The organism is Cellulosimicrobium sp. 4261 (assembly GCF_040546915.1).
GTDB lineage: Bacteria > Actinomycetota > Actinomycetes > Actinomycetales > Cellulomonadaceae > Cellulosimicrobium > Cellulosimicrobium cinnabarinum.
Genome location: NZ_JBEPOQ010000005.1, coordinates 164,695 through 188,051 on the forward strand (window position 1 = coordinate 164,695; position 23,357 = coordinate 188,051).

Here is a 23,357-nt window from a genome sequence, read left to right on the forward strand (position 1 = left end):
CGCAGGTCGAGGCTGGGTCTGGCTCCCAGTATCCGGGCGGTGCCGGGGCCTCGGCCAGTGACACCGTGTCATGCCCGAGGGGGCAGTACGTCACGGTCCGGACCTGACGGCACGGCACTGGGCGCGCGCCGCCCGCGTGGGTGTGATGGACGCATGACCTCCCACCCCGTCATCGACGTGGACGACCTCGGCGTGCGCTACGGCGACGTCGACGCCGTCACGCACCTCTCGTTCCAGGTCGAGCCCGGCGAGCTCTACGCGCTGCTCGGCACGAACGGCGCCGGCAAGACCTCGACCCTCGAGGTCGTCGAGGGGCACCGCGCGGCGTCGTCGGGCTCCGTGCGCGTGCTGGGGTCCAGCCCCACCGACCGTCGTGCCGTGCGTCCCCGCACCGGGATCATGCTCCAGGAGAGCGGGTTCTCCCCGGACCTCACCGTCACCGAGACCGTCGCGCTGGTCGGTCGGCTCTCCGGCCGCTCCGACACGGTCGACCGTGTCCTCGGGCTCGTCGACCTGCGCCGCGCGGCGCGGACGCGCGTCGCGCAGCTGTCCGGCGGGGAGAAGCGACGGCTCGACTTCGCGACCGCCGTCTACGGCCGCCCCGAGTTGCTGTTCCTCGACGAGCCCACGACCGGTCTCGACATCGCGTCGCGCGACGCGCTCTGGGCCGCGGTGCAGGAGCTGCGCGACGACGGCGCGACTGTCGTCCTGACGACCCACTACCTGGAGGAGGCGCAGCAGCGCGCCGACCGGGTCGGTCTCATGCACCGCGGCCGGCTGCGACACGAGGGGACGGTCGACGAGCTCACGCGCACCCTGCCCGCCTCCATCCGGTTCTCGCTGCCGGCCGACGCGCCGACGCCACCCCGGCAGGCGGCGCCCCTGGCGGACCGGTCGTGGGCGATCGAGACGTTCGAGCTCCAGCGCGACCTCAAGCAGCTCCTCGACTGGGCGGACGCGGGCGGCGTCGAGCTGCACGGGCTGTCCGCCGCACCGACCCGTCTCGACGACGTGTTCCGCGCCGTCACCTCCGACCCGGCGTCGTCGTCCTCCTGACGGCGCGCCCCCCGAACCCGAGAGGACCCGTACCCATGCTCCCCATCGCGCGCAGCGAGCTGGTCCAGCTCGTGCGCAACCGTCCCGTGCTCGTCACGTCGCTGCTCATGCCCGTGGCCGCGAGCGTGTTCTTCATCGGCTTTCGCGACGTCTTCGCCCGCATCGGCAGCCTCGGCTACGTCGCTGCCGTGCTCGTCATGACGATCGCGGCGTTCAGCCTCTACGCGACGACCGTGACCACCCTGGCCTCGCGGCGTCAGAACCTCTTCCTCAAGCGGCTGCGCTCGACCGCGGCGGGGGACGCGGCGATCCTGTCCGGCCTCGTGCTCCCGGTCAGCGCGATCGCCGTCGTCCAGGTGACCGTGATCCTCGCGGTGTTCGCCGCGGTCGGTGGCGCGCCGCACGACGCGCCCCTCCTCGTGGTCGCGGTCCTCGCGACGTTCGCGATGCTGCTCGCCCTCGGTGTCGCGACCGCCGGGATCACGACCTCGCCCGAGCACGCCCAGGTCACGACGCTGCCCCTGAGCCTCGGCACGGTGGTGGTCTCGAGCTGGGTGGGCATCACCGGGACGGAGAGCCTGCCGCTGCTCAAGCGGCTCCTGCCCGGGGGCGCGGCGACCGAGCTCGTCGTGGACGCCTGGAACGGCGGCGCCGCGCTCTCCGACTCGCTCCTCCTGCTCGCTCCCACGCTCGCGTGGGTCGTCGTGGCCGTCGCGCTCGCGGGCCGTATGTTCCGCTGGGAGCCGCGACGCTGACCGCTCCGGACCGATCTCGGCCGTGCGCGCACCCGGCGCTCGCGGCCTCGCCCGACGACCCGTCGCTCGCCGACATCCTGCACGGAAGGACGCACCATGGACGACCGCACGCCCCGCCCTGTACCCGCCATTCCCGCCGACCCGGCCGACCCGGCCGGGGGAGCCGCCCGCGACGACCTGCTCGTCGTCGACGACCTCTTCCTGCTCCTCCTGGACGACGACGGTGCGTCGATCCAGGCGGCCGGGACGCTGTACTACACGCTCGGCGGGGCGGTGCTCACCGAGCTCGCGCTGCTCGGGCGCGTGGAGGTCGACGGCACGGGCGTCCTCAACGGGCCACGCGTCACCCCGGTCGGCGACGGACCGTTGCCCGACCCGCTCCTGCAGGCGGCGTTCGACACGGTCGCGGCGAAGACCCAGCGGGTGCAGCCGCTGCTCGTCGCGCTCGGCGCCGACCTGTGGCGCGAGGTGATCGAGCGGCTCGTCGCGCGGGGCCTCGTCCGCCGGGAGGAGCGCACCGTGCTCGGGCTCTTCCGCACGACGCGGTGGCCCGCGGCGGACGCCGAGCACGAGGCGCGTCTGCGGGCCCGGGTCCGGCGCGTGCTGGAGGACGGCGAGGCGCCCGACGCGCGCACGGCGGCGATCGTCGGGCTGCTCTCGGCGAGCGGGGCGCTCCCGTCGCTCCGGCCGCCCCTGCCGTGGAACTCGGTGACCGCGGCGCGGGCGCAGGAGCTCCAGCGCGGCCAGTGGGGGCCGGAGGCCGTCGCCACGGCGGTCGCGCGCACGGCCGCGGCGATCACGGCGTCGACGGCCGCGGCCGCCGTCGCTGCCGCCGCGGCGGCCGGGCGCTGACCCGGCGGAGGTCCGTCGTCCGCCGACGGCGCGGCCCGGCGACCGTCTCGGGCGACCCGGCGCGGGCGCCCAGGCGCGGGCGGGTCGCTCAGACGAGCGTGAGGACGCCGAGCACGCCGACCGCGAGGGCGAGGAGGAGCGAGACTGCGATGAGGACGACGTGCACGGTGAGGAAGCGCGTCGCGCGACCCTCGGCGTCGCGCGAGCGCGGGTCCTTGGCGATGCGCTGGAGGAAGCGCGGCCAGATGAGCAGGTTCCACGCGGCCGTGACGAGCAGGACCACGGACCAGACGACGGGGATCTCCACGTCCCGAGCATGCCAGGCGGCGGCGGGGGCCTCGGTCGGGGCGACCGCGGGCAGGGTGTGGGATCCAGCACATCGACGCGACCGTGAGGTGAGGCTAACCTTGCCCCTGGTCGACGCGCTCGCGGGGCCGCCGTTCCGCCCGGGGACCCGGGCGCCGCACGAGGAGCCGCCCGTGTCCGTCAAGACGGTCAAGCCCCAGGACGCGCACGTCGTCACGCTGAGCGTCGTCGGGAGCGAACGGGTCAGCCCGAACGTCGTCCGCGTCACGCTCGGGGGACCCGAGCTGGACCTCTTCACCCCGCTGGGGTTCGACCAGTGGTTCCGACTCTTCCTCCCGCGCGAGGACCAGGACGCGCTGCGTCTGCCGACCCGCGCGTCGGGCCTCTGGTACGTCCAGTACCTGGCGACGCCCAAGGCGCGGCGGCCCTGGGTGCGGAACTACACCGTGCGCGCCGTGCGCCCGGACCTGCGCGAGCTCGACGTGGACTTCGTCGTGCACGGAGACGCGGGTCCCGCGTCGTCGTTCGCGCTGTCCGCCGAGCCGGGGGACCGGGTCGGACTGCTCGACCAGGGGATCGGCTACCACCCGCGCGTTCCGCACGACTGGACGCTCCTCGTCGCGGACGAGACCGGGATGCCCGCGGTCGCCGGCATCTGCGAGTCCCTGCCCGACGACGCGCGCGGCCTCGCGGTGGTCGAGGTCCCGGAGGCTGCGGACGTCCAGGAGTTCCGCGTGCCCGCGGGCGTCGAGCTCCGCTGGCTCCCGCGGGACGGTGCCCGACCCGCGGGCGGCGACCCCCACGACCTGCTTCCGGGCCGTCTCGCGCTCGACGCCGTGCGGTCGGCCGATCTGCCCGGCGGCCCCGTCTACGCGTACGCGGTCGGCGAGTCGGGGCTCGCGACGGGCGTGCGCCGCCACCTCGTCAACGACCGGGGCGTGCCGAAGGCGCACGTCGACTTCGTCGGGTACTGGCGCCACGGCCACGCGGCGTCCGCCTGACGGGACCCGCGCGCACCGTCGCGCGTCGGGTCGTCGTGCGGCGGGACGGGTCGGTCAGACCCGGCGGAGCTGACGGAACATGGGGCAGTCGAACGGGTCGCGCGCCGAGAGACCGACGCGGTTGAGGTACTGGACGACGATCGCGTACGACTGCACGAGGCTCGTCTCCGTGTACGGCAGGCCGAGGTGCGCGCAGTGCTCGCGCACGATCTCGCGTGCCCGGGCGAGGTGCGGGCGCGGCATGCTCGGGAACAGGTGGTGCTCGATCTGGAAGTTGAGCCCGCCCATGAGGATGTTCATCCACCAGCCGCCGCGGATGTTGCGCGACGTGAGGACCTGCTTGGACAGGAAGTCGATCTTGCTGTCGGCGGGGATGATCGCCATGCCCTTGTGGTTGGGGGCGAACGACGCCCCCATGTAGACGCCGAAGACGGCGAGCTGGACGCCCAGGAAGGCGGCCGCGAGGCCGAGCGGCAGGAACCAGACGACCGCGCCGACGTAGAGCGACAGGCGCAGCGTGATGGTGACGATCTCGATGACGCGCGTGCGGACGTCGCCGCGCGCGCGGCCGCCGGCGAGGAGCGAGCGGAACGCCTGCACGTGCAGGTTCACGCCCTCGAGCGTCAGGAGCGGGAAGAACAACCAGCCCTGGTAGCGGTTGATGACCGCCCGGAAGCCCTTCGCGACCTCCGCGTCCTCCTCGAGGAACACGACGACGTCGGGCGCGATGTCCGGGTCCTTGCCGCGGCGGTTCGGGTTCGCGTGGTGGCGCGTGTGCTTGTTCATCCACCACGAGTGGCTGATGCCGACGACGCCGTTGGCGAGCACCTTCCCGAGGCGGTCGTTCGCCGGGCCGGACGCGAAGACCTGGCGGTGGGACGCCTCGTGCGCGACGAACGCGAACTGGGTCAGGATCAGGCCGAGCGCCCCGGCGACGAGGAGCTGGAACCACGAGTCGCCCAGGAGCACGAACCCGGCGACGGCGCCGCCGAGCGCGAGCGTGAGGATCCCGAGGGTCCACAGGTAGTAGGCGTGCGTGCGGCGGAGCAGGCCCGCGTCGCGCACCGTGCGCGACAGCGCGCTGTAGGTGCTGGTGACGGCGCCGGGCTCGTCGGTCCGGGGGCGGGTGGCCCGGAAGCCCGGGCGCACTGCGGCAGAGGTCATGTGTCCTCGCAGGGGTGTCGGTGTCGACTTCCCAGCCGCGGAGGTGAGCAGGTGCCCGTCGTGCAGATGACCCCACCCTACGGGACCGTAGGTTGCGCGCGCGAGGGGGGCGGGTGAAGGAGTCGCGAAGGAGCGACACGTCTCCGACGGCGTCAGGCGGCGAACCGGAAGGTCTGGCGGTACTCCGTCGGCGTGATCCCGACCGCCCGGCGGAAGTGGTGCCGCAGGAGCGCGGCCGACCCGAAGCCGCTGCGGCGCGCGACCTCCTCCAGGTCCAGCGACGACTCCTCGAGCAGCGACTGTGCGTGCGCCACGCGCTGCGACGTGAGCCACGCGAGGGGGGTCGTCCCGGTCTGCGCGACGAACGCGCGCGCGAACGTGCGCTCGGAGGTGTGGGCCCGGCGGGCGAGGTCGCGCACCGTGAGCGGCTCGTCGAGGTGCTCGGTCATCCACTCCAGCAGCTCCCCGAAGGAGTCCTCCTCGCACTCCGGGACGGGGCGCTCGATGAACTGGCGCTGCCCGCCGTCGCGCTGGGGCGGCACGACCATGCGCCGGGCGATCGTGTTGGCCACCCGTGCCCCGAGCTCGCGGCGCACGAGGTGCAGGCACGCGTCGATGCCCGCCGCCGTGCCTGCGCTCGTGATGAGGTTGCCGTCGTCGACGAAGAGCACGTCGGGGTCGATGTCGAGGCTCGGGTAGCGGCGGCGCAGCTCGTCGGCGTGCATCCAGTGCGTCGTCACCCGCCGCCCCTCGATGACGCCCGCGGCCGCGAGCACGAACACGCCCGAGCACACGCTGAGCAGCAGGGCGCCGCGGTCCGACGCGCGGCGGACGGCGTCGAGCACCTCGGGCGGGTAGGCGGTCCCGATGCGGATCGCGGGCACGACGACGAGGTCGACGTCGTCCGTCGCGGACAGGTCGTGGTCGGGCACGACGTGCGCGCCCACCGACGTGCGGACCGGGCGTCCCGCGACCGGCCCGCACACGCGGAAGTCGAACGACGGGACGCCGTCGTCGCTGCGGTCGAGGCCGAAGACCTCGCACACGACGCCGAACTCGAACGGGGCCAGGCCGTCGCACACGACGGCCGCGACGGATCGCACCATGCTCGGCACGCTACGCCGCTGGCAGGATCTTGTCGAGAGGTGTCGGTGCTGCCACTCGTCGGTCCGCTCGTGCGCCGGGAGGGTGGAGCCATGGACATCTTCTGGGGTGTGATGGTTCTTCTCCTCGTCGTCGGCCCGACGGTCGCGGCCCTCGCGGTCCGGCGTGAGGACCCGGCCCGTCCGTGGTTCCCCGCCGGGTCCGACGGCGCGTGGCCCGGTGGTGCCGCGTGGGACGCTCGCGGGGACCGGTCGGTGCACGGCGAACGCTGGGACCGCGACGCGCAGCGGCTCGACGCCGACCTGCGCGCCGCCGCGTCGCGCCCGGTCGAGCCGGGGGCCGTCGTCGACCCGCACGAGGTCGCGGCCGAGGTCGTGCTGCGGCGCGTCGTGCCGAACCCCGCCGTGCGCGACGGCGTGCGCGCCGCTCCTGCCGTGCCGGGCGGGCGTCCCGGGGCGAACGCGCCCGCCGCGCCGCGGCGGCCGGGGACCCGGGGAACGCCGCTCGCGCGCTGAGTCCCCGCGTGCGCAGCGGCGCGGCCACGCGCCGCTCGATCGCGTGCGGCGTCTCCGGACGCACGAACGGCCCGGACCTCGTGGAGGTCCGGGCCGTTCGTGGGGGAGAGGGTAGCGCTCTGGTCAGGCGCGCGAGCCGACCGCGTCGACGTCCGCGTCGCCTGTGAGCTGGTCCAGGCCCTCGAGCTCGTGCGCCTCCCACGGGGCGTGGCCGAGGCTCGGGATCATCGTCGCGAGCTCGGGGCGCCACTTGGTGAAGCGGGCGGGGAAGCAGCGCTCGAGCAGGTCGATCATCGCGGGGACGGCCGTCGAGGCGCCCGGCGAGGCGCCGAGCAGGCCGGCGATCGAGCCGTCGGCCGCCGCGATGACCTCGGTGCCGAACTCGAGGACGCCCTTGCCGTCCTTGTCCTTCTTGATCACCTGGACGCGCTGGCCCGCCGTGATCGTCTCCCAGTGCTTGGGGTGCGCCGTCGGCATGAAGCCCTGGAGCGCGGTGAACTTGGTCTCCGGGCTCGCGAGGAGCTGGCCGACCAGGTACTGGGTGAGGTCGAGGTTCTTCAGGCCCGCGCCGACCATCGAGCCGAGGTTGTGCAGGCGCAGCGACGTGAACAGCCCGAGGTACTTGCCCTTCTTGAGGTACTTGGGGCTGAACCCGGCGTAGGGGCCGAACATGAGGTACGTCTTGCCGTCGACGACGCGCGTGTCCAGGTGCGGGACCGACATGGGCGGCGAACCGACGTCGGCTTTGCCGTAGACCTTCGCCTGGTGCTGGGCGACGAGCGCCGGGTCGTCCGTGCGGAGGAACTCGCCGCTGATCGGGAAGCCGCCGTAGCCCTTCGCCTCGGGGATGCCGGCCGCCTGGAGGAGCGGCAGCGCGCCGCCGCCGGCGCCGACGAACACGAACCGGGCCTCGACCGTCGAGCGGCGCTTCGGGGCGTTCCACGAGCGGTCCTTGACCGTCAGGCGCCAGCGGCCGTCCTTCGTCTTCTTGAGGTTCTTCACCTCGTGCTCGAGGTAGAGCTGCGTGCCCTCCGAGACGAGGTAGTCGACGAGCTGCTCGGTGAGGGCGCCGAAGTCGACGTCCGTCCCGCTCGTCGCGCGCGTCGCCGCGACCGGCTCGTCACCGTCGCGCTCGGCGACCAGGAGCGGGGCCCACTCGGCGATGACCGCCGGGTCGTCCGTGAACTCGAGCTCGCTGAACAGCGGGTGGCGGCGCAGGGTCTCGAAGCGGCGACGCAGGTAGTCGACGTTCTCCGCGCCGCGCACGAACGTCATGTGCGGGGTGCGGGAGATGAAGCTCGCGGGCTGCGGCAGGGCGCCCGTCGTGAGCAGGTGGTGCCAGAACTCGCGCGACACCTCGAACTGCTCGTTGATCTTCACCGCCTTGGTGATGTCGATCGAGCCGTCCGGCTTCTCCGGCGTGTAGTTCAGCTCGCACAGGGCGGCATGACCCGTCCCGGCGTTGTTCCACGGGTTCGACGACTCCTGCGCCACGGCGTCCAGGCGCTCGTAGATGCGCACCGTCCAGGTGGGCTCCAAGACCTTCAGGAGTGCCCCGAGCGTGGCGCTCATGATGCCACCGCCGATGAGGGCTACGTCGATCTGGTCTGCGCTGCTTGCGGGGTTGCTCGCTCGACTCGACACATGTCGATCCTACGCTTGTGAAAGAGTGCACTAACTGTGCGGTGCGTCACGGGCGTGCGTCACACTTTCGCGGGACCTCGGTCCCGACCCGGGCAGGTCGGACGTCTCGTACCGCGCGATCCGCCGCGTCCGCCCAGGTAGAGCCCTGGTCCCGCGAGGTAGATCCCTGGTCCCGCGAGGTAGAGCCGCGGTTCCCTCGGTGAGTCGACTACGGCTCTACCTCGGTGCACTGAGGCTCTACCTCGCGGGGGCGGGGGTGTCCTGCTGCGGGGAGTACGGGGAGGGCCAGGGGCCGATCTCGGGGAGGCGCACGGGCTCGCCCGCGAGGCGGGCGGTGGGCTCGGTGGTGGGAGCCCGGCCGGCGAGCCAGGCGGCGACGTCGGTGAGGCTGCCGTGGACGACGACGGCGCTCCGGCCGGGCGCGGGCGCCGCCCCGGACACGGCCCCGGGCCCGGGTTCGGCAGCCATGCGGAGGCCGTCCGGTCCCCCACGGAGGCCGCCCGGTCCCACACGGAGACCGCCGGGGCCCACGACGAGCTCTCCCGGTTCTCCGGCGAGCTCGACCACGACGTCGTCCGCGAGCCGCACCCCGAGGAAGTCGAGCAGGTGGAGACCGAGCGCGGGAGGCCACGTGTCGAGCCCGACGCCCGCGTCGAGGTCGACGGCGTGGATCCGCACCTCGCGCCACCAGGCCACGAGCGCGTCCGTGACCGTGCCGTCGCGGTAGGTCACCGGCGCGGCCCACCCGGCAGACCCGGCGGCGGGCCACGCGGCGTCGAGGCGGTCCGCCAGCGCGTCGAGCGCCGCGACGTGCTGCGCGCCCGAGCGCAGTGCGCCCGCCCGGATGCCGTCCTCACGCCCGGCCGCGCCGCCGTCGTACACCTCGACGAGCTCACCGTCGGCGGCGCGCTCGGCCTGCCGTGCCATGGCCTCGCCGATGGCGGTGACGTGCGCGAGCACGTGGCTGCGCGACCACCCGGGCAGGGCCGACGGCGCGTCGAGCCCGGCGGCGTCGAGCCCGCGCGCCGCGTCGGTCACCGCGTCGAGAGCGGCGCGCGCGTCGCTCCGGACCTCCTCGACGTCGGGCGGGGTGAGGGCGGGGGTGTCGGTCAGGGCCACAGCAGCTCCTTCGTCCAGGTGGTCGGCGCGCCGGACGCCGCGGTGTAGCGCAGGCGGGTCTGGCCCGCGCCCGACGACGCCCAGAACTCCACGCTCGTCGCTTCGAGCGCGTAGGCGGTCCACGCGTCGAGGACGAGCCCGGGCTGCGCCCGCACGCGGTCGAGGGCGGCGTCCCACGCCTCGCGGTACGTGGCGCGGGACGGGAGCGGGGTGCTCTGCGACCCCGCCAGGGCGGTCGCGCGGGAGAAGTCGGACCGGTCCCGGAAGTCCGCGGCGGACGTCTCGGCGTCCAGGGGCACGACGGGTCCGCGCACGCGGACCTGTCGCCCGTGCTCGCGCCAGAGGAACGTCAGCGCGGCGTTCGGGTTCTGCGCGAGCGCGACGCCCTTGGGGGAGTCGGCGCGCGTGGCGAAGACCCACCCGTCGCCGTCGACGTCCTTGAGGATCAGGGTCCGGGCGTCCACCCGGCCGCTCGCGTCGGCGGTCGAGAGCGTGGCGGCGTGCGGCGCGGGCAGCCCGGCGTCGATCGCGTCGTCGAGCCAGCGGACGAAGAGTGCGCCCGGCTCGTCGGGTGCGGCGTCGACGTCGAGACCGGGGAGGTCGGGGCCGAAGACGGGCAGGGCCCGCAGGCGTTCGCGCAGGGACGGGCGGTCGGCGTCGGTCATGCGTCCTCCGGGGTGGTCGGGAGCGGGTCGAGCAGGGCGGCGAAGCCCCGCGCGGCGGCGGACATCGCGCCCGGGTCGTCGAGGGCGCGCGCGAGGACGTACCCGCCCTGCACGACGGCGACGGCGGCGTGCGCGCGGTCGCGCGCCGCGTCGTCGGGCAGCCCGCCCTCGACGAGGACGGCGGCGGCCAGGTCGACGAGCCCGCGGAAGTAGGTGCGGACCTCTGCGGCGAGCGCGGGGTCGTCCATGACGGCCTGGTCGCTCACGAGGCGCCCGACCCTGCAGCCGGCGAGCGCGGGCCGCGGCCGTTCGAGATAGCGGACGAGACGCTCGACGGCGGAGCCCTCCGCGCCGAGGTCACGCCGCGCTGCGTCGAGGCCCGCGGTCGTCGTGGCGTGCACGGCCGCCGCGGCGAGGTCGTGCTTCGTGGGGAAGTGGTGGTAGAGGCTGCCCTGCCCGACGCCGCTCGCGGCGAGGACCTGACGCGGGCTCGTCGCGCCGACGCCCTGGGCCCAGAACAGCTCCTGCGCGGCGGCGACGAGGCGCGTCCGGGCGTCGGTCGACGTCATGCGAGCACCATACCTACCTCAAGGTATGGCGTCGAGCCGACGAGGCGTCCCACAGGCAGCACGGAGCCCGTGGTCCCTCGGTCGGGACGGCAGCGGGACCGAGTCGTACGGTGGGTCCGTGACGGTGCAGCAGCGGGTGCTGGTGGTCGCGGTCCTCGCGTCGTTCGTGTCGTTCCTGGACGGCTCGGTGGTCAACGTCGCGCTGCCCGCGATCTCCGCCGAGCTCACCACCGGGCCGGTCACGGGTCTCGCGCTGCAGCAGTGGGTCGTCGACGCCTACATGATCACGCTCGGCGCGCTCATCCTCCTGGCCGGGTCGCTCTCCGACGTCCACGGGCGACGCCGCATCATGGCGATCGGGCTCGTCGGGTTCGCCGTGACGTCCGTGGCGTGCGCGCTCGCACCCGACGGCCTCGTCCTCGTCGTCGCCCGCGGCCTCCAGGGCGTCGCGGGCGCCCTGCTCGTGCCCAGCTCGCTCGCCATGATCATCTCCACGTTCGACGGCGAGCGGCAGGCCCGGGCGATCGGCTCCTGGACCGCGTGGACCAGCACCGCGTCGCTCGTCGGGCCGCTGCTCGGCGGCATCCTCATCGACGCGATCTCGTGGCGCTGGGTCTTCTGGATCAACGTGCTGCCCGTCGCGGTCACGCTGTGGCTGCTGCGCGGCGTCCCGCGGTCCGCGGCGGAGGAGCCGGGCGTCGCGGTCGGCCCGGGCGGCCGACGGCGCATCGACACGCTCGGGGCGACACTCGCCGCCGTCGGGCTCGCGGGGACGGTGTTCGCCCTCATCGAGCAGGGCCGCTTCGGGTGGGCGAGCCCCGTCGTGTGGGCGCCGTTCGCCCTCGGGGTCGTGTGCCTGGCCGCGTTCGTGGGGTGGGAGCGCCGCGCTCCGGACCCGATGCTGCCGCCGCGCCTGTTCCGGGTGCGCAACTTCGCGTGGGGCAACCTCGCGACCGCGGCGATCTACGGCGCGCTGTACTTCGGCGGGTTCGTCGTCACGCTCTTCCTCCAGCAGGTCGGCGGGTACAGCGCGACCGCCGCCGGGCTCGCCCAGCTCCCCGTCACGCTCGTGCTCCTCGCGCTCTCGACGCGGTTCGGGGCGCTCGCGGGCCGCTACGGCCCGCGCCTGTTCATGACGCTCGGCCCGATCGTCGGCGGTGCGGGCTACCTCCTCCTGCTCACGACGACCGACGACGCCGTCTACGTCACCCAGGTCCTGCCGGGCCTCGTGCTCTTCGGCCTCGGCCTCGCGATGACGGTCGCACCGCTGACGTCGGCGATCCTCGGCTCGATCCCCGCAGCCGACGCCGGCATCGGCTCTGCGGTGAACAACGCGGTCTCGCGCGTCGCGGGGCTCGTCGTCATCGCGTTCGCGGGGGTGATCGTCGGCGGCGTGCTCGACCTCGACGGCTTCCACCGCTCGCTCCTCGTCACGGCGGCCCTGCTCGTCCTCGGCGGCGTGCTCAGCTGGGTCGGCATCCGCAACGACCGCGTGCGCGCCGCCGGCGCCGGGCAGGCCGGGAGCGGCTGAGGCGGGGTGCCGACTCGAGGTCTCGGGCCCGTGCCGTCGGCTAGCGCACCGTCTGCAGGTCGTGGGTCGAGGTGTTGAGGCGACGTGCGCCGTCGGGCACGTCCGGCGGGAACGCGACGACGATGTCCTCGATCCGCACGCCGAAGCGGCCGGGCAGGTAGACGCCCGGCTCGACGGAGAAGCACATGCCGGGCTCGATCGGGCGGTCCTCGCCCTCCACCATGTACGGCGGCTCGTGCGTCGTCGTGCCGATGCCGTGACCGGTGCGGTGCACGAACTGCTCGCCGTAGCCCGCGTCGACGATGACGGCGCGCGCGGCGCGGTCGACGTCCTGGCACGTGGCGCCCGGGCGCACCGTGTCGACCCCGGCCTGCTGCGCGCGCCGCACGACGTCGTAGACCTCGCGCTGCTGGGCCGCGAGGCCGTCGTCCGTGCCGCCTGCGACGAGCACCGTCCGGGAGGTGTCCGACCCGTACCCGTCGCGCAGCCCGCCGAAGTCGAGCACGACGAGGTCGCCGGGCTCGATGACGCGGTCGCCCGCGTCGTGGTGCGGGTCGGCGCCGTTCGGGCCGGAGCACACGAGCGTGAAGTCGACCTGCTCGTGCCCGTGCTCGCGGAGGAACCGGTCGAGGTCTGCCGCGACGTCCCGCTCGCGCCGGCCCGCGAACGCGACGCCCAGGACGTCCGCGAACGCGGCGTCGGCGGCCGCGCCCGCCGCGGCGAGGCGCTCCACCTCCGCGGCGTCCTTGACGGCCCGCAGCGTCGGGACGGCGTCGGAGAACGCGGTGAGGCGGGCGCCCGGCAGCGCGCGCTGGAGCCCGAGCACGTGCAGCGCCCACGTGGCGTCCGAGACGGCGTAGGTGCCGTCCGCGGCGAGGAGTCGCGCCGCGGCGTCGTGCTCGTCGTCGCCGTCGCGCCACGTCACGACGTCGAGGCCCTTCGCCCCCGGGGCGGAGGCCAGGTCGCCCCGCTCCAGCAGCGGCACGACGACGGACGCGCCGCCGGTCGTCCCGGTCCCCTCGGCGGGGATCGTGAGCAGCGTCAGCCGCTCCGTCTCCGGCGGCGCGTACCCGGTGAAGTACGCGAGGTCGGGGCCGGGGGAGACGAGCAGCCCCGTGAGACCGGCCTCGCGCGCGTGCGCGGCGGCGCGCTCGCGACGCGCGGCGTAGACCTCGGGACCGAACGCGGCCCCCGGACGTGCGGCATCGGTGCTCGACATGAGCCCAGCGTGGCACCGCTCGCCGCCGAGATCGACCCGAGCGGCTCGACGTCGGTCCTGTGCAGGTCTGCTCGGGCGGCCGGGTCGGGTCCTGGAGTGGCAGGCTGCTCGCATGACCGACGTGCGCAACCTCCTCGCCGCCCTCGACACGTTCGACGGGCACTGGCAGCCGCACCGCGTGGCGAGCCTCAACGACGCCGACGTCAAGGTGGTGAAGGTGCTGGGCGAGTTCGTCTGGCACACGCACCCCGAGACCGACGAGCTGTTCCTCGTGCTCGACGGCGAGCTGACGATCGACCTGCGCGACGGCGGCATCGAGCGCGCGGTCGTGCTGGGCCCGCACGACGTGTTCGTGGTGCCGCGGGGCGTCGAGCACCGGCCGCGCGCCGCCGTCGAGACCTCCGCGGTGCTCGTCGAGCGGCAGGGGACGGTCAACACGGGCGACGCGGGCGGCGACCTCACGTCGCCGCTGCGGGAGCTGCCGGGCGAACCGCCCACCGCCTGACGGCCAGCCCGACCGGCCCGGACGTGCCGGACCGGCCCGCGGCGGGTCGATCGGGCGCCGCCCGGGCCGGTCTCGGAGGGTCAGACCCGCACGACGACCTTGCCGCGCACGTGCCCGGACTGGCTCGCACGGTGCGCGTCGGCGGCGTCGGCGAGGTCGAAGACCTCGGCGATCTCCGGGCGCAGCAGGCCCTCGTCGCCGAGCCGCGCGAGCTCGGCGAGGTCGGCCGCGTCGGGGCGCACCCACACGTAGTGCCCGCCCAGCTCGTCGCGGGCCCGCGCGTCCGTGATCGAGGCGACCGTGCCGCCGTCGCGCAGCACGTGCGAGACCGAGTCGAGCGCGTCGCCGCCCACGTAGTCGAGGACGACGTCCACGCCCTCGGGCGCGAGCGCGCGGACCCGCTCCGCGAGCCCGTCGCCGTACGTCACCGGCTCCGCGCCGAGCGAGCGCAGGAAGTCGTGGTTGCGCTCCGACGCCGTCCCGAGGACGCGCGCCCCGAGCGCCTTCGCGATCTGGACGGCGAACGAACCGACGCCGCCGGCGGCGGCGTGCACGAGCACCGTCTGGCCAGCGGCGAGCCCGGTGCGTCGGATGGTCTGGTACGCCGTCAGCCCCGCGAGGGGCACCGCCGCCGCCTCCTCGAACGACCACGCCGTCGGCTTGCGCGCCAGCGTCCGGACGGGCGCCGCGACGAGCTCGGCGAACGTGCCGCCCGAGACCTCGCCGCCCACGACGTCCTTGCGCACGTACCCGTACACCTCGTCGCCGACCTGGAGCTCGGGGGTGTCCAGGCCCACGCGCTCGACGACGCCCGCGACGTCCCAGCCGGGCACGACGGGGAAGACGGCGTCCATGAGCTGGTCGAGGTACCCCTCGCGGACCTTCCAGTCCACCGGGTTCACGCTCGCCGCGCGCACGCGGACGAGGACGGAGTCGGGCCCGACCTTGGGGGTCGGGAGGTCGGTCGTCTCGAGGACGTCTGGGCCGCCGTAGCGGGAGTAGGTGATGGCTCGCATACGGGCGGCAACCCCGCGGACGCTCGACGGATTCCCGCGGCGCGGTCAGCCCTCGAACGCCGTGGGGTCCATGAAGAGGACCTCCCACTGGTGCCCGTCGAGGTCGGCGAAGCTCCGCGAGTACATGAAACCGCCCTCCTCCTGCGGTTCCTTGACCGCCGTCGCACCGGCGGAGAACGCGGCGTCGGCGAGCCGGTCGACCTCGGCGCGCGAGCCCACGCTCAGCGCGTTGATGACCTCGGTCGTGGCGGTCGCGTCGGCGATCGCCTTGTTCGTGAACCGCTGCGCGAACTCCGCGGTGAGGAGCATCACGTAGATCGTGTCGCTGAGGACGATCGAGGACGCGTTCTCGTCCGTGAACTGCTCGTCCACCGTGTACCCCAGCGCGGTGTAGAACGTCTTGGCCGCCTCGAGGTCCTGGACGGGCAGGTTGACGAAGATCTGGGTGCTCATGCGGTCCTCCGGAGTGGCGGGCGGGTCGCCCGGTGCGGGTGTCGTCGGGGTAGACGACGGCCCGCCCGGGAACTCATCGCCCGGCCGCGCGGTGGCCGCGACCGGGCGACGCCCCGCTCCGGCACGGCTCAGACGAGCACGTCGCCGTCACGGGCCACGACCCGGCCGCCCGCGACGACGAGCGCCCGGCGCGGGGCGCGCACGACGGCGTCGGGCACGTTCTCCGCGTCGACGAGCACCACGTCCGCGGGCGCGCCGACGACGAGGTCGTGGACGTCGCGGCCGACGAAGCGCGCGGCGTCGGACGTCGCGACGCGCGCGGCGGTGACGAGCTCGTCGTCGTGCCGGAAGCGCGAGAGGCGGGCGAGCTGGGTGGTCAGCGCGAGGAGGTCGCCGGTCCCGTAGGGGGACCACAGGTCGCGGATCCCGTCCGTGCCGAGCCCCACGGCGACGCCCGCCGCCCGCAGCGCGTGCACCGGGAGGGGAGCGGCGCCGATCGGCGCGACGGTGGTCATGGTGATGCCCGCCTCGCCCATCGCGGCGACGAGGTCCGCCTGCCGTGACGGGGGGACCTCGCCGACCGCGAAGCCGTGCGCCACGTTGACCTTGCCCTGGAGGCCGGCGCGCAGGGTGCGGTCGATCATGAGCTCGACCTGGAACGCGCCGAGGTCGCCGCCGTCGTGGAGGTGCACGTCGATCCCGACGCCGCGGCGCTCGGCGATCGCGAACAGCCCGTCGAGCTGGCCGACGGGGTCGCGGTCGATCGACGCCGGGTCGAGCCCGCCGACGTGCTCGGCGCCCGCGGCGGCGGCCGCGTCGAGCAGGTCCAGCACGCCGGGTCGGCGCAGCACGCCGTCCTGCGGGAACGCGACGATCTCGGCGTGCACGGCGCCGTCCAGCGCGGCGAGCGCCTCGCGCACCACCTCGATGCCGCGCAGCCCCAGGCCGAGGTCGACGTCGACGTGGGTGCGGATCGCCGTCGTGCCGTGCCGCACGAGCTCGCGCAGCACCGTGAGCGTCACGTCGACGCCCGGGATGCCGAGCTCGTCGCGGTGCGCGCGCTCGTGCGCGATGCGGCCCTGCGTCGTCGCCTCGCCGCCGTAGCTCACCCAGGGCCGGCCCCACCAGCTCTTGTCGACGTGCGCGTGGGCGTTGACGAGGCCCGGGAGCGCGAGCAGGCCCCGGCCGTCGACGACGCCGTCGTCCGTCGCCGTGCCCGACGACGCGGGTGCGACCGACGGCGCGGACGCGGCCGGGTCGTGCGGCGTCACCGCCGCGATGCGGCCGTCCGCGACGTGCAGGTCGACCGGCTCGCCGCCCCAGGGGCGGACGTCGCGCAGGACGGTGACGGTCTCGGGGGTGCGGGCGGTGGTCATGCGGCGGGTCCTTCCGGGAGCGGGACGACGACCTGGGGTCGCCCGGGGATCTGGATCTCGTACGTGTCGAGCGTGGCGAGGTCGACGACGGTCGCGCCGTCCCACGCCTCGGCCTGCGTGTACCCGCCGGCGAGCACGGCGCTCGGTCGGCCGGTCGCGGGGTCGGTCCACGTCGTCACGGTCTCGTGGCGGCGCGTGAGCGGGGTGACCTCCTCGGTGCCGGTCGCCGGGTCGAGCACCGTCACGTTCGGCCCGCCCGTGGCGTTGCCGAACGGGCCGTTGCCCACGACGACGACGCGGCCGTCGGGAGCGCGCGCGACGCCGTGCTGGTGGCTGTCCGCGGCCGAGGCCACGGTCGTCGTCGTGCCGGTGGCCGGGTCGAGGCGGACCAGCACGCGGCCCTGGTAGGGCAGCAGGAGCGAGCCGTCGTCGTCGAGCACCGCGTAGTGGGGCTTCTCGAACGACGCCAGGCCGCCGTCCGTGCCGAACGGCGCGACCTCGATCCGCCGGGCCCCGAACGTCGTGGTGTCGACGACGTGCACGGAGAAGGCGTCGTGGTCGACGGTGTAGACCTCGCGGCCGTCGGCGGCGACGAGCACGTCGAACGGCCGCAGCCCCACGGGGGTGCTCGCGACGACCTCGCGCGACGCGACGTCGATCGTCTCGAGCGTCGACGAGTCGCCGCGGTGGACGGCGACGTGGACGCGGGTGCCGTCGGGCGAGACGGCGATTCCCATGCCACCGCGGCGGTACTCGCCGAACGCGACGCGCGCGGGCGCGTCCCGGTAGGGGAGGAGGTCGACCCGCGCGCGCGTCGCGAGGTCCACGACGGCGACGCCCTGCGCCGTCGAGACGTAGGCGCGCATCGTCGGGGCGTGCACGGCGACGCCCCAGGGCGCCGCCCCGACCTCGATGCGGTCCACGACGGCGCTGCCCTCCCGGATCGTCGGGTCGACGACCGCGAGACCGTCGGACTCCGCCTCGGTCGCGAGCAGGAACCGCGAGGTCTCGGCGGCGGGGGTGGTGCCGGCAGGGGCGTCGGGCACGGGTGTCGTCGGCTCGTCCCCGGGCGTCGTCTCCGGTGCCTGCGCGGAGGCGGCCGGGCTCCGGGGTGCGGAGAGCGTGGCGTCCGCGCCCGTTCCGCCGGGCGTGCACGCGGCGAGGACGGCGACGCCGAGCGCGGTGACCCATGCCGCCGCACGTCGCGGCCGACGGATACGGGGCCGGCCGGCACCGCGGAGGGAGGGAGGGGCGACCATGGCCAAATGGTATACCAATCGCTCTTCGTGTCCCGGGCGCTGCTCTCCCCAGCGCGCGAGGGAGCCGGTCAGCCGTCGAGCGTCGCGGGCGCCTCCAGCACGACCTCGTCCGGCGACCTGTCCCGGCGCCATCCCTTCCACACGGGGTGGCGCAGCTTGCCGAACGGGACGTCGTCGCCCTCGCCCTCCCCGGCGCCCGTCCACTCGGCGTAGACCACCTCCGCGACCCGGCGGGGTGACACCCAGTGCGCGTCGCGCGCGTCCTCACGCGGGACGCCCACCGCGGGCGGCGTCGTGCGCCCGATCCGGTCGAGCTCGGCGACCAGGTCGCGCCGCTCGGCGTCCGTGAAGCCCGACCCGACCCGGCCCACGTAGACGAGCCGGCCGTCGTCGGGCACGGCGAGCAGCAGGGACCCGACGAGGTGCGTCCGCTCGCCGTGGCCCGGCCGCCACCCCACCACGACGACCTCCTGCGACTGCGCGTGCTTGAGCTTCAGCCACAGCGCCGAGCGGCGGCCCGACGAGTACGTCCCGTCGCGCCGCTTCGCGACGACGCCCTCGAGCCCCAGCCGCCTCGACGTCTCCATCGCGGCCTCCAGGTCCCCGTCGAAGACGGGCGGCACGTGCACCGGGGCGACGGCGTCGCGCAGCACGTCCTCCAGCACCTCGCGCCGCTCGTCGTACGGGCGCTTCGCGAGCGACCGCCCGCCGGTCTCCAGGACGTCGAACACCATGAGGTCGACCGTGACCCGCCGCCGTGCCGCGGCGACGTCCCCGGGCTTGGCGATGTTCGCGCGCTGCTGGAGGCGCCGGAAGCTCGGCCGCCCCCGCGCGTCGAGCGCGACGATCTCCCCGTCGAGCACCACGGGCAGCGCGTCGGCCGGCACCTGCTCCGCGAGCGCCTGCAGCTCCGGGTACGTCACCGTCATGTCCTTGCCCGAGCGGCTCACGAGCCGCACCCGCCCCTGCGACACGTGCGCGAGCGTCCGGAACCCGTCCCACTTCATCTCGAACGCCCACGCGTCGCCGTCGTGCAGGTCGCCCGCCGACGCGGGCGACGCGAGCATCGGCCGCCAGTCCGTCCGCGCCGGTCGCGGCTCCGGGGTGCCGTCGTGGTCCGTGCGCTGCTCGTGGTCGCGTCGGGTGGCGGGTGCGGTGCTCGCGCCGGGTCTGTCGTCCGCGCCTCGTTCGTCGGCGCTCCCGGCGGACCCGCCACGATCCGGCGCCTCCTCCCCACCCCCGGCGCCCCGGCCCCGCGCGCTCTCGCCCGGACGGCTCGGCCTCGGTGCCATGAGGTGGATCAGCCAGTTGTCCTCGTCGCGGCCGTCGCGGCCGCCCGTGTGGATGAGCGCGAGGCGGCGGGTGCCGTGCTGCTCGCCGTGGAGCGTGACGATGACCTCCTCGCCGTCGCGCCACTTCTCCAGCTCGTACGTGCCGGCGTCCCAGATGGTCACCTCGCCGGCGCCGTACTCGCCCTTCGGGATCGTGCCCTCGAACGACCCGTACGCGAGCGGGTGGTCCTCGGTCTGGACCGCGAGGTGGTTCTTCTTGGGGTCGGTCGGCTCGCCGCGGGGCAGCGCCCAGCTCACGAGCACGCCGTCGTGCTCCAGCCGGAAGTCCCAGTGCAGGCGGCGGGCGTGGTGCTCCTGGATGACGAAGCTGTTGCCCGCGCTCGGCGGCGGCGGCTCGTCCGGGACGGGCTCGGGCGTGCGCCCGGCGTCGCGCATGGAGCGGTACCGGTGCAGGCGGTCGGGCCGCTCGTCGTCGTCCGGCCCGCCGTCCGCGGTGCCGCTGCCCGACGCCGCGCCCCCCTTCCGCTCGAACGTCGCCATGCGCTCGGGCGTGGGCTCGAGCGCGGAGAGGTGCCCCTGCGTGAGCGCGGCGAGCGGGTCGCCCAGGGTGCGCACACGCTCGACGACCTCGTCGAGGTCGAGGTGGCGCAGGTCCGGGTCGTCGAGCTCCTCCCAGGTGCGTGGCGCGGCGACGGTGGGGTGCTCGCGCCCGCGCAGCGAGTAGGGCGCGATCGTCGTCTTGTTGCCGTTGTTCTGGCTCCAGTCCACGAGCACCTTGCCGCCGCGCAGCGACTTCTTCATGTCGCTCACGACGAGGTCGGGGTGCTCGGCCTCGAGATAGCGCGCGAGCTCGTGCGCGACGGCGGAGACGGCCGCCGCGTCCTGCTTGCCGTCGAGCGCGGCGTACAGGTGGATGCCCTTGGACCCGCTCGTCACCGGCAGGGGGTCCAGGCCCATGCCCTGGAGGATCTGCCGCGCCTGGCGGGCGACCTCCGCGCACTCGGGCAGCCCGGCACCCGGGCCGGGGTCGAGGTCGAGGACCAGCCGGTCGGGGTCGAGGTGGACCCCGGTACGACCGAACCGCCACTGCGGCACGTGGAGCTCGAGCGACGCCGTCTGGCCGAGCCACGTGAGGGTCGCGAGGTCGTTGACCAGCACGTAGTCGTTGGAGCTGCTCTTGTGCTGGATGCGGCGCGTGCGCACCCAGGACGGGACGCCCTGGCCCGCGTTCTTCTGGAAGAACACCTGGCCGTCGACGCCGTCGGGCCAGCGCTTGCGCGTCGCGGGACGGTTGGCGCAGTGGGGGAGCATGACGTCGGCGACGGCCGCGAGGTACGCGAGGACGTCGGCCTTCGTCGTGCCGGTGGCGGGGTAGAGGACCTTGTCCAGGTTGGTGAGCCGCAGGCGGTGACCACCGACGTTCACCGTCTCGCCCGCCCGGCTGGATGTGGTGGCCATGGGCCCATCGTGGCGCGGGCCCGACGGCGTCGCCCGCCGTGGCGGGAACTTCTCGGCGTCCTCGACCGTGGACACTGGGGGAGGCTGTCCGACCGGCCGGGCAGCCCGCCCGGGGTCGATGCCGGACCGAGAGGATCACCGTGACGCACCTGACGACCGACGACGTCCCGCTCCCTGCGGAGATCGGTCCCCGCGTCCGCGAGTTCCGTCGCCTGATGATGAACTACAAGTTCGGCATCGACGAGGTGATGACGAAGATCACCGTGCTCCGCGACGAGTTCCGGCACGTGCACGACGACAACCCGATCGAGCACCTGGGCTCGCGCCTGAAGTCGCTCGAGTCGATCGTCGCGAAGGCGCGGCGCAAGGGGATCCCGCTCACCCCGGAGGGCGTGCGGGAGAACATGTTCGACGTCGCGGGCGTCCGGGTCACGTGCGCGTTCGTCTCCGACATCTACCGCGTGCGCGACCTGCTCGTGGGCCAGCGCGACCTCACGGTCCTCGAGGAGCGCGACTACATCGCGCACCCGAAGGGCAACGGCTACAAGAGCCTGCACCTCATCGTCGAGGTGCCGGTGTTCCTCTCCGACCGCGTCGAGGACGTCGTCGTGGAGATCCAGCTCCGCACGATCGCCATGGACTTCTGGGCGAGCCTGGAGCACAAGATCTACTACAAGTACCAGCGGGACGTGCCTCAGCACCTGACGGACGCGCTCAAGCTCGCGGCGGACGTCGCCGCGACCCTCGACACGACGATGGAGCGCATCCACGACGAGGTCCGCAGCCTCGACGGCGTGCCGGAGCCGGTCGAGAACACCGACGAGCTCGCCACGCCGCGCGAGGTGATGGAGAGCTTCATGCGGACGGCGCAGGTCGCCGACGAGGCGTTCCACGAACGCCGCCACGACGGCTGAGGCGACGCGCCTGCACGGGCCGCGCGACGACGTCGGGCCGCTCAGACCAGCGTCTCGACGCCGATCCGCACCCGGTCGCCGACGTCGACGCCCTCGGCGCGGCGGACCGCGGCCTTGATCGGCACGACGAACGTCTTGCGCTGCGCGTCGGGGAACACCGACGTGGACCAGCGCTGCGCCCCGAGCGTCACCTCGACCTTGACCGAGCCGAACCCGGCGGGCGGGAGCGGCAGCTCCGCGATCTCGTCGCTCACGTCCTCCGGGAGCGCGGCGAACACCCAGCTGTCGGTGCGCGCCTCCCACCGCCACAGCTCGGCCTCGAACTCGAACCTCGTCCCCGCCACCCCACCATCGTGCCGCGGGCCACCCACACGCGGGTGCCGTCGTCGCGCGCTCGCCGGGGCGGCCCGGGCGCCGGGCGCACGCCGTACGCCGCCGTACCCCTCGCGGGCGGACGCCGGTGACGCCACCATGGACGGATGAGGGCCATCTGGAAGGGCGCGATCACGTTCGGCCTCGTCAACGTGCCGGTCAAGGTCTACTCCGCGACGGAGGACCACGACGTGCCGCTGCACCAGGTCCACGACAAGGACGGCGGCCGCATCCGCTACCGGCGCGTGTGCGAGATCGACGGCGAGGTCGTGCCGTACGAGCACATCGACAAGGCGTACGACGACGGCGAGCGGACCGTCGTGCTGACCAGCGAGGACTTCGCCGCGCTCCCCGCCGAGCGCAGCCGCGAGATCGAGGTCGTGGAGTTCGTCCCGAGCGAGCAGATCGACCCGCTCCTGCTCGACCGCAGCTACTACCTGGAGCCCGACTCGAAGTCCAACAAGGCGTACGTGCTCATGCGGCGCACGCTCGAGGAGACCGACCGCACGGCGATCGTGAAGTTCGCGCTGCGCCAGCGCACGCGGCTCGCGGCGCTGCGCGTGCGCGACGACGTGCTCGTCCTCCAGACGCTGCTGTGGGCCGACGAGGTGCGCGAGGCCGCGTTCCCGTCGCTCGACGACGAGGCGAGGGTGACCGACAAGGAGCTCGCCATGTCGGCGCAGCTCGTCGCGAGCTTCGAGGCCGACTTCACCCCCGAGGAGTACGAGGACGACTACCAGGCGCAGCTCCGCCAGCTCATCGAGGCGAAGCTCGAGCAGGGCGACGCGCTCGACACCGCCGAGACGTTCGGCGAGCAGCCCGAGGAGAGCGAGGGCGCCGAGGTCATCGACCTCATGGAGGCGCTGCGCAAGTCGGTCGCGTCGTCGAAGAGCTCGCGTGCGGGCGGGGGGAAGGGCTCGGGTTCAGGTTCAGGTTCAGGGTCCCGGTCCGGGTCGACGGCGAGGTCCGGCTCCGGCCGCGCGAGCGCGTCGTCGGGGAAGGGCTCGAGCGGCTCCCGGTCGACGAGCGCGAGCAAGAGCTCGGGCGCGAAGGAGAAGTCGCCGTCGAAGCCGGCCGCGAAGAAGAGCACGAGCCGCGCCGCCTCCTCGAAGGAGAAGGCGACGACCTCGAAGACCACCCGGAAGAAGGCGTCCGCCTAGAGCCAGGCCGCGGGCGGGGCGCGCACGGCGCGACCTGCGCCGCGCTGGACGA

The 23,357-nt window shown here is 74.4% G+C and carries 23 protein-coding genes; 9 read left to right on the forward strand and 14 right to left on the reverse strand.

Annotation, left to right across the window (positions count from 1 at the left end):
• The first annotated feature begins 153 nt into the window (after positions 1-153).
• The 3 genes from ABIE39_RS08770 to ABIE39_RS08780 all read left to right on the forward strand — a co-directional run bounded on the left by ABIE39_RS08770 (position 154) and on the right by ABIE39_RS08780 (position 2,663).
• Positions 154-1,056, forward strand: coding sequence for an ATP-binding cassette domain-containing protein (locus ABIE39_RS08770; protein WP_175008322.1), 903 nt, complete (start codon positions 154-156; stop codon positions 1,054-1,056).
• 35 nt (positions 1,057-1,091) lie between these two features.
• The gene (locus tag ABIE39_RS08775) at positions 1,092-1,811 is read left to right on the forward strand and encodes an ABC transporter permease (protein WP_175008323.1); all 720 of its coding nucleotides are present in this window, start codon (positions 1,092-1,094) and stop codon (positions 1,809-1,811) included.
• Positions 1,812-1,907: 96 nt separating this feature from the next.
• On the forward strand, positions 1,908-2,663 hold the full coding sequence (locus tag ABIE39_RS08780; protein ID WP_175008324.1) for a GPP34 family phosphoprotein: 756 nt from the start codon (positions 1,908-1,910) through the stop codon (positions 2,661-2,663).
• 88 nt (positions 2,664-2,751) lie between these two features.
• On the opposite strand, the gene ABIE39_RS08785 is transcribed toward ABIE39_RS08780, so the two are convergent.
• Complete coding sequence (locus ABIE39_RS08785; protein ID WP_074809782.1) at positions 2,752-2,970, reverse strand: SCO4848 family membrane protein; 219 nt, start codon at positions 2,968-2,970, stop codon at positions 2,752-2,754.
• Between the two features lie 172 nt (positions 2,971-3,142).
• On the opposite strand from ABIE39_RS08785, the gene ABIE39_RS08790 reads away from it, so the two are divergent.
• Entirely contained in the window at positions 3,143-3,970 is an 828-nt protein-coding gene (locus tag ABIE39_RS08790) for a siderophore-interacting protein (protein WP_255437076.1), read from the forward strand.
• Positions 3,971-4,024: 54 nt separating this feature from the next.
• Here the strand turns inward: ABIE39_RS08790 and ABIE39_RS08795 are convergent, their stop codons facing one another.
• Positions 4,025-5,134 (reverse strand): fatty acid desaturase family protein, encoded by a 1,110-nt coding sequence (locus ABIE39_RS08795; RefSeq protein WP_354051375.1) that lies wholly within the window; start codon positions 5,132-5,134, stop codon positions 4,025-4,027.
• Positions 5,135-5,286: 152 nt separating this feature from the next.
• Positions 5,287-6,240: a helix-turn-helix domain-containing protein gene (locus ABIE39_RS08800; RefSeq protein ID WP_354051377.1), complete on the reverse strand. Its 954-nt coding sequence runs from the start codon at positions 6,238-6,240 to the stop codon at positions 5,287-5,289.
• A 90-nt stretch (positions 6,241-6,330) separates the two neighbouring features.
• Between ABIE39_RS08800 and ABIE39_RS08805 the strand changes: the two genes are divergently transcribed.
• Entirely contained in the window at positions 6,331-6,753 is a 423-nt protein-coding gene (locus ABIE39_RS08805; protein WP_175008328.1) for a hypothetical protein, read from the forward strand.
• 123 nt (positions 6,754-6,876) lie between these two features.
• Here the strand turns inward: ABIE39_RS08805 and mqo are convergent, their stop codons facing one another.
• From mqo to ABIE39_RS08825, 4 genes are all read right to left on the reverse strand, one after another.
• Positions 6,877-8,397 carry a malate dehydrogenase (quinone) gene (mqo, locus tag ABIE39_RS08810; RefSeq protein WP_175008329.1) on the reverse strand — a complete coding sequence of 507 codons (1,521 nt, stop codon included), beginning with the start codon at positions 8,395-8,397 and terminating at the stop codon, positions 6,877-6,879.
• A gap of 237 nt (positions 8,398-8,634) precedes the next feature.
• The gene (locus ABIE39_RS08815; protein ID WP_354051379.1) at positions 8,635-9,516 is read right to left on the reverse strand and encodes a maleylpyruvate isomerase family mycothiol-dependent enzyme; all 882 of its coding nucleotides are present in this window, start codon (positions 9,514-9,516) and stop codon (positions 8,635-8,637) included.
• Positions 9,507-10,181 (reverse strand): pyridoxal 5'-phosphate synthase, encoded by a 675-nt coding sequence (locus tag ABIE39_RS08820; RefSeq protein WP_175008331.1) that lies wholly within the window; start codon positions 10,179-10,181, stop codon positions 9,507-9,509. Before ABIE39_RS08820 ends, ABIE39_RS08815 begins: the two co-directional genes overlap by 10 nt.
• Positions 10,178-10,750: a TetR family transcriptional regulator gene (locus tag ABIE39_RS08825; protein ID WP_175008332.1), complete on the reverse strand. Its 573-nt coding sequence runs from the start codon at positions 10,748-10,750 to the stop codon at positions 10,178-10,180. Before ABIE39_RS08825 ends, ABIE39_RS08820 begins: the two co-directional genes overlap by 4 nt.
• Positions 10,751-10,868: 118 nt before the next feature.
• Here ABIE39_RS08825 and ABIE39_RS08830 point away from each other — a divergent pair, with 118 nt between their 5' ends.
• The gene (locus ABIE39_RS08830; RefSeq protein WP_354051382.1) at positions 10,869-12,281 is read left to right on the forward strand and encodes an MFS transporter; all 1,413 of its coding nucleotides are present in this window, start codon (positions 10,869-10,871) and stop codon (positions 12,279-12,281) included.
• Between the two features lie 40 nt (positions 12,282-12,321).
• Here the strand turns inward: ABIE39_RS08830 and ABIE39_RS08835 are convergent, their stop codons facing one another.
• Positions 12,322-13,500 carry a M24 family metallopeptidase gene (locus ABIE39_RS08835; protein ID WP_354051383.1) on the reverse strand — a complete coding sequence of 393 codons (1,179 nt, stop codon included), beginning with the start codon at positions 13,498-13,500 and terminating at the stop codon, positions 12,322-12,324.
• 112 nt (positions 13,501-13,612) lie between these two features.
• Here ABIE39_RS08835 and ABIE39_RS08840 point away from each other — a divergent pair, with 112 nt between their 5' ends.
• Positions 13,613-14,005, forward strand: coding sequence for a cupin domain-containing protein (locus tag ABIE39_RS08840; protein WP_354051385.1), 393 nt, complete (start codon positions 13,613-13,615; stop codon positions 14,003-14,005).
• A gap of 80 nt (positions 14,006-14,085) precedes the next feature.
• Here the strand turns inward: ABIE39_RS08840 and ABIE39_RS08845 are convergent, their stop codons facing one another.
• From ABIE39_RS08845 to ABIE39_RS08865, 5 genes are all read right to left on the reverse strand, one after another.
• Complete coding sequence (locus ABIE39_RS08845) at positions 14,086-15,021, reverse strand: NADP-dependent oxidoreductase (protein ID WP_354051387.1); 936 nt, start codon at positions 15,019-15,021, stop codon at positions 14,086-14,088.
• A 45-nt stretch (positions 15,022-15,066) separates the two neighbouring features.
• Positions 15,067-15,474, reverse strand: a complete 408-nt coding sequence (locus ABIE39_RS08850) for a VOC family protein (RefSeq protein WP_354051389.1) — start codon at positions 15,472-15,474, stop codon at positions 15,067-15,069.
• Between the two features lie 128 nt (positions 15,475-15,602).
• Positions 15,603-16,850: an amidohydrolase gene (locus ABIE39_RS08855; protein WP_354051391.1), complete on the reverse strand. Its 1,248-nt coding sequence runs from the start codon at positions 16,848-16,850 to the stop codon at positions 15,603-15,605.
• Complete coding sequence (locus ABIE39_RS08860) at positions 16,847-18,109, reverse strand: YncE family protein (RefSeq protein ID WP_354051393.1); 1,263 nt, start codon at positions 18,107-18,109, stop codon at positions 16,847-16,849. The genes ABIE39_RS08855 and ABIE39_RS08860 overlap by 4 nt, the downstream gene beginning before the upstream one ends.
• A 68-nt stretch (positions 18,110-18,177) precedes the next feature.
• Positions 18,178-20,859 (reverse strand): ATP-dependent DNA ligase, encoded by a 2,682-nt coding sequence (locus ABIE39_RS08865; protein WP_175008339.1) that lies wholly within the window; start codon positions 20,857-20,859, stop codon positions 18,178-18,180.
• A 215-nt stretch (positions 20,860-21,074) separates the two neighbouring features.
• On the opposite strand from ABIE39_RS08865, the gene ABIE39_RS08870 reads away from it, so the two are divergent.
• The gene (locus ABIE39_RS08870; RefSeq protein WP_209829692.1) at positions 21,075-21,773 is read left to right on the forward strand and encodes a GTP pyrophosphokinase; all 699 of its coding nucleotides are present in this window, start codon (positions 21,075-21,077) and stop codon (positions 21,771-21,773) included.
• Between the two features lie 41 nt (positions 21,774-21,814).
• Here ABIE39_RS08870 and ABIE39_RS08875 read toward each other — a convergent pair whose 3' ends face one another.
• The gene (locus ABIE39_RS08875) at positions 21,815-22,117 is read right to left on the reverse strand and encodes a DUF1905 domain-containing protein (protein ID WP_031315545.1); all 303 of its coding nucleotides are present in this window, start codon (positions 22,115-22,117) and stop codon (positions 21,815-21,817) included.
• Positions 22,118-22,252: 135 nt separating this feature from the next.
• Here ABIE39_RS08875 and ku point away from each other — a divergent pair, with 135 nt between their 5' ends.
• Positions 22,253-23,305 carry a non-homologous end joining protein Ku gene (ku, locus tag ABIE39_RS08880; RefSeq protein WP_175008340.1) on the forward strand — a complete coding sequence of 351 codons (1,053 nt, stop codon included), beginning with the start codon at positions 22,253-22,255 and terminating at the stop codon, positions 23,303-23,305.
• The last annotated feature ends 52 nt before the right edge of the window (positions 23,306-23,357 follow it).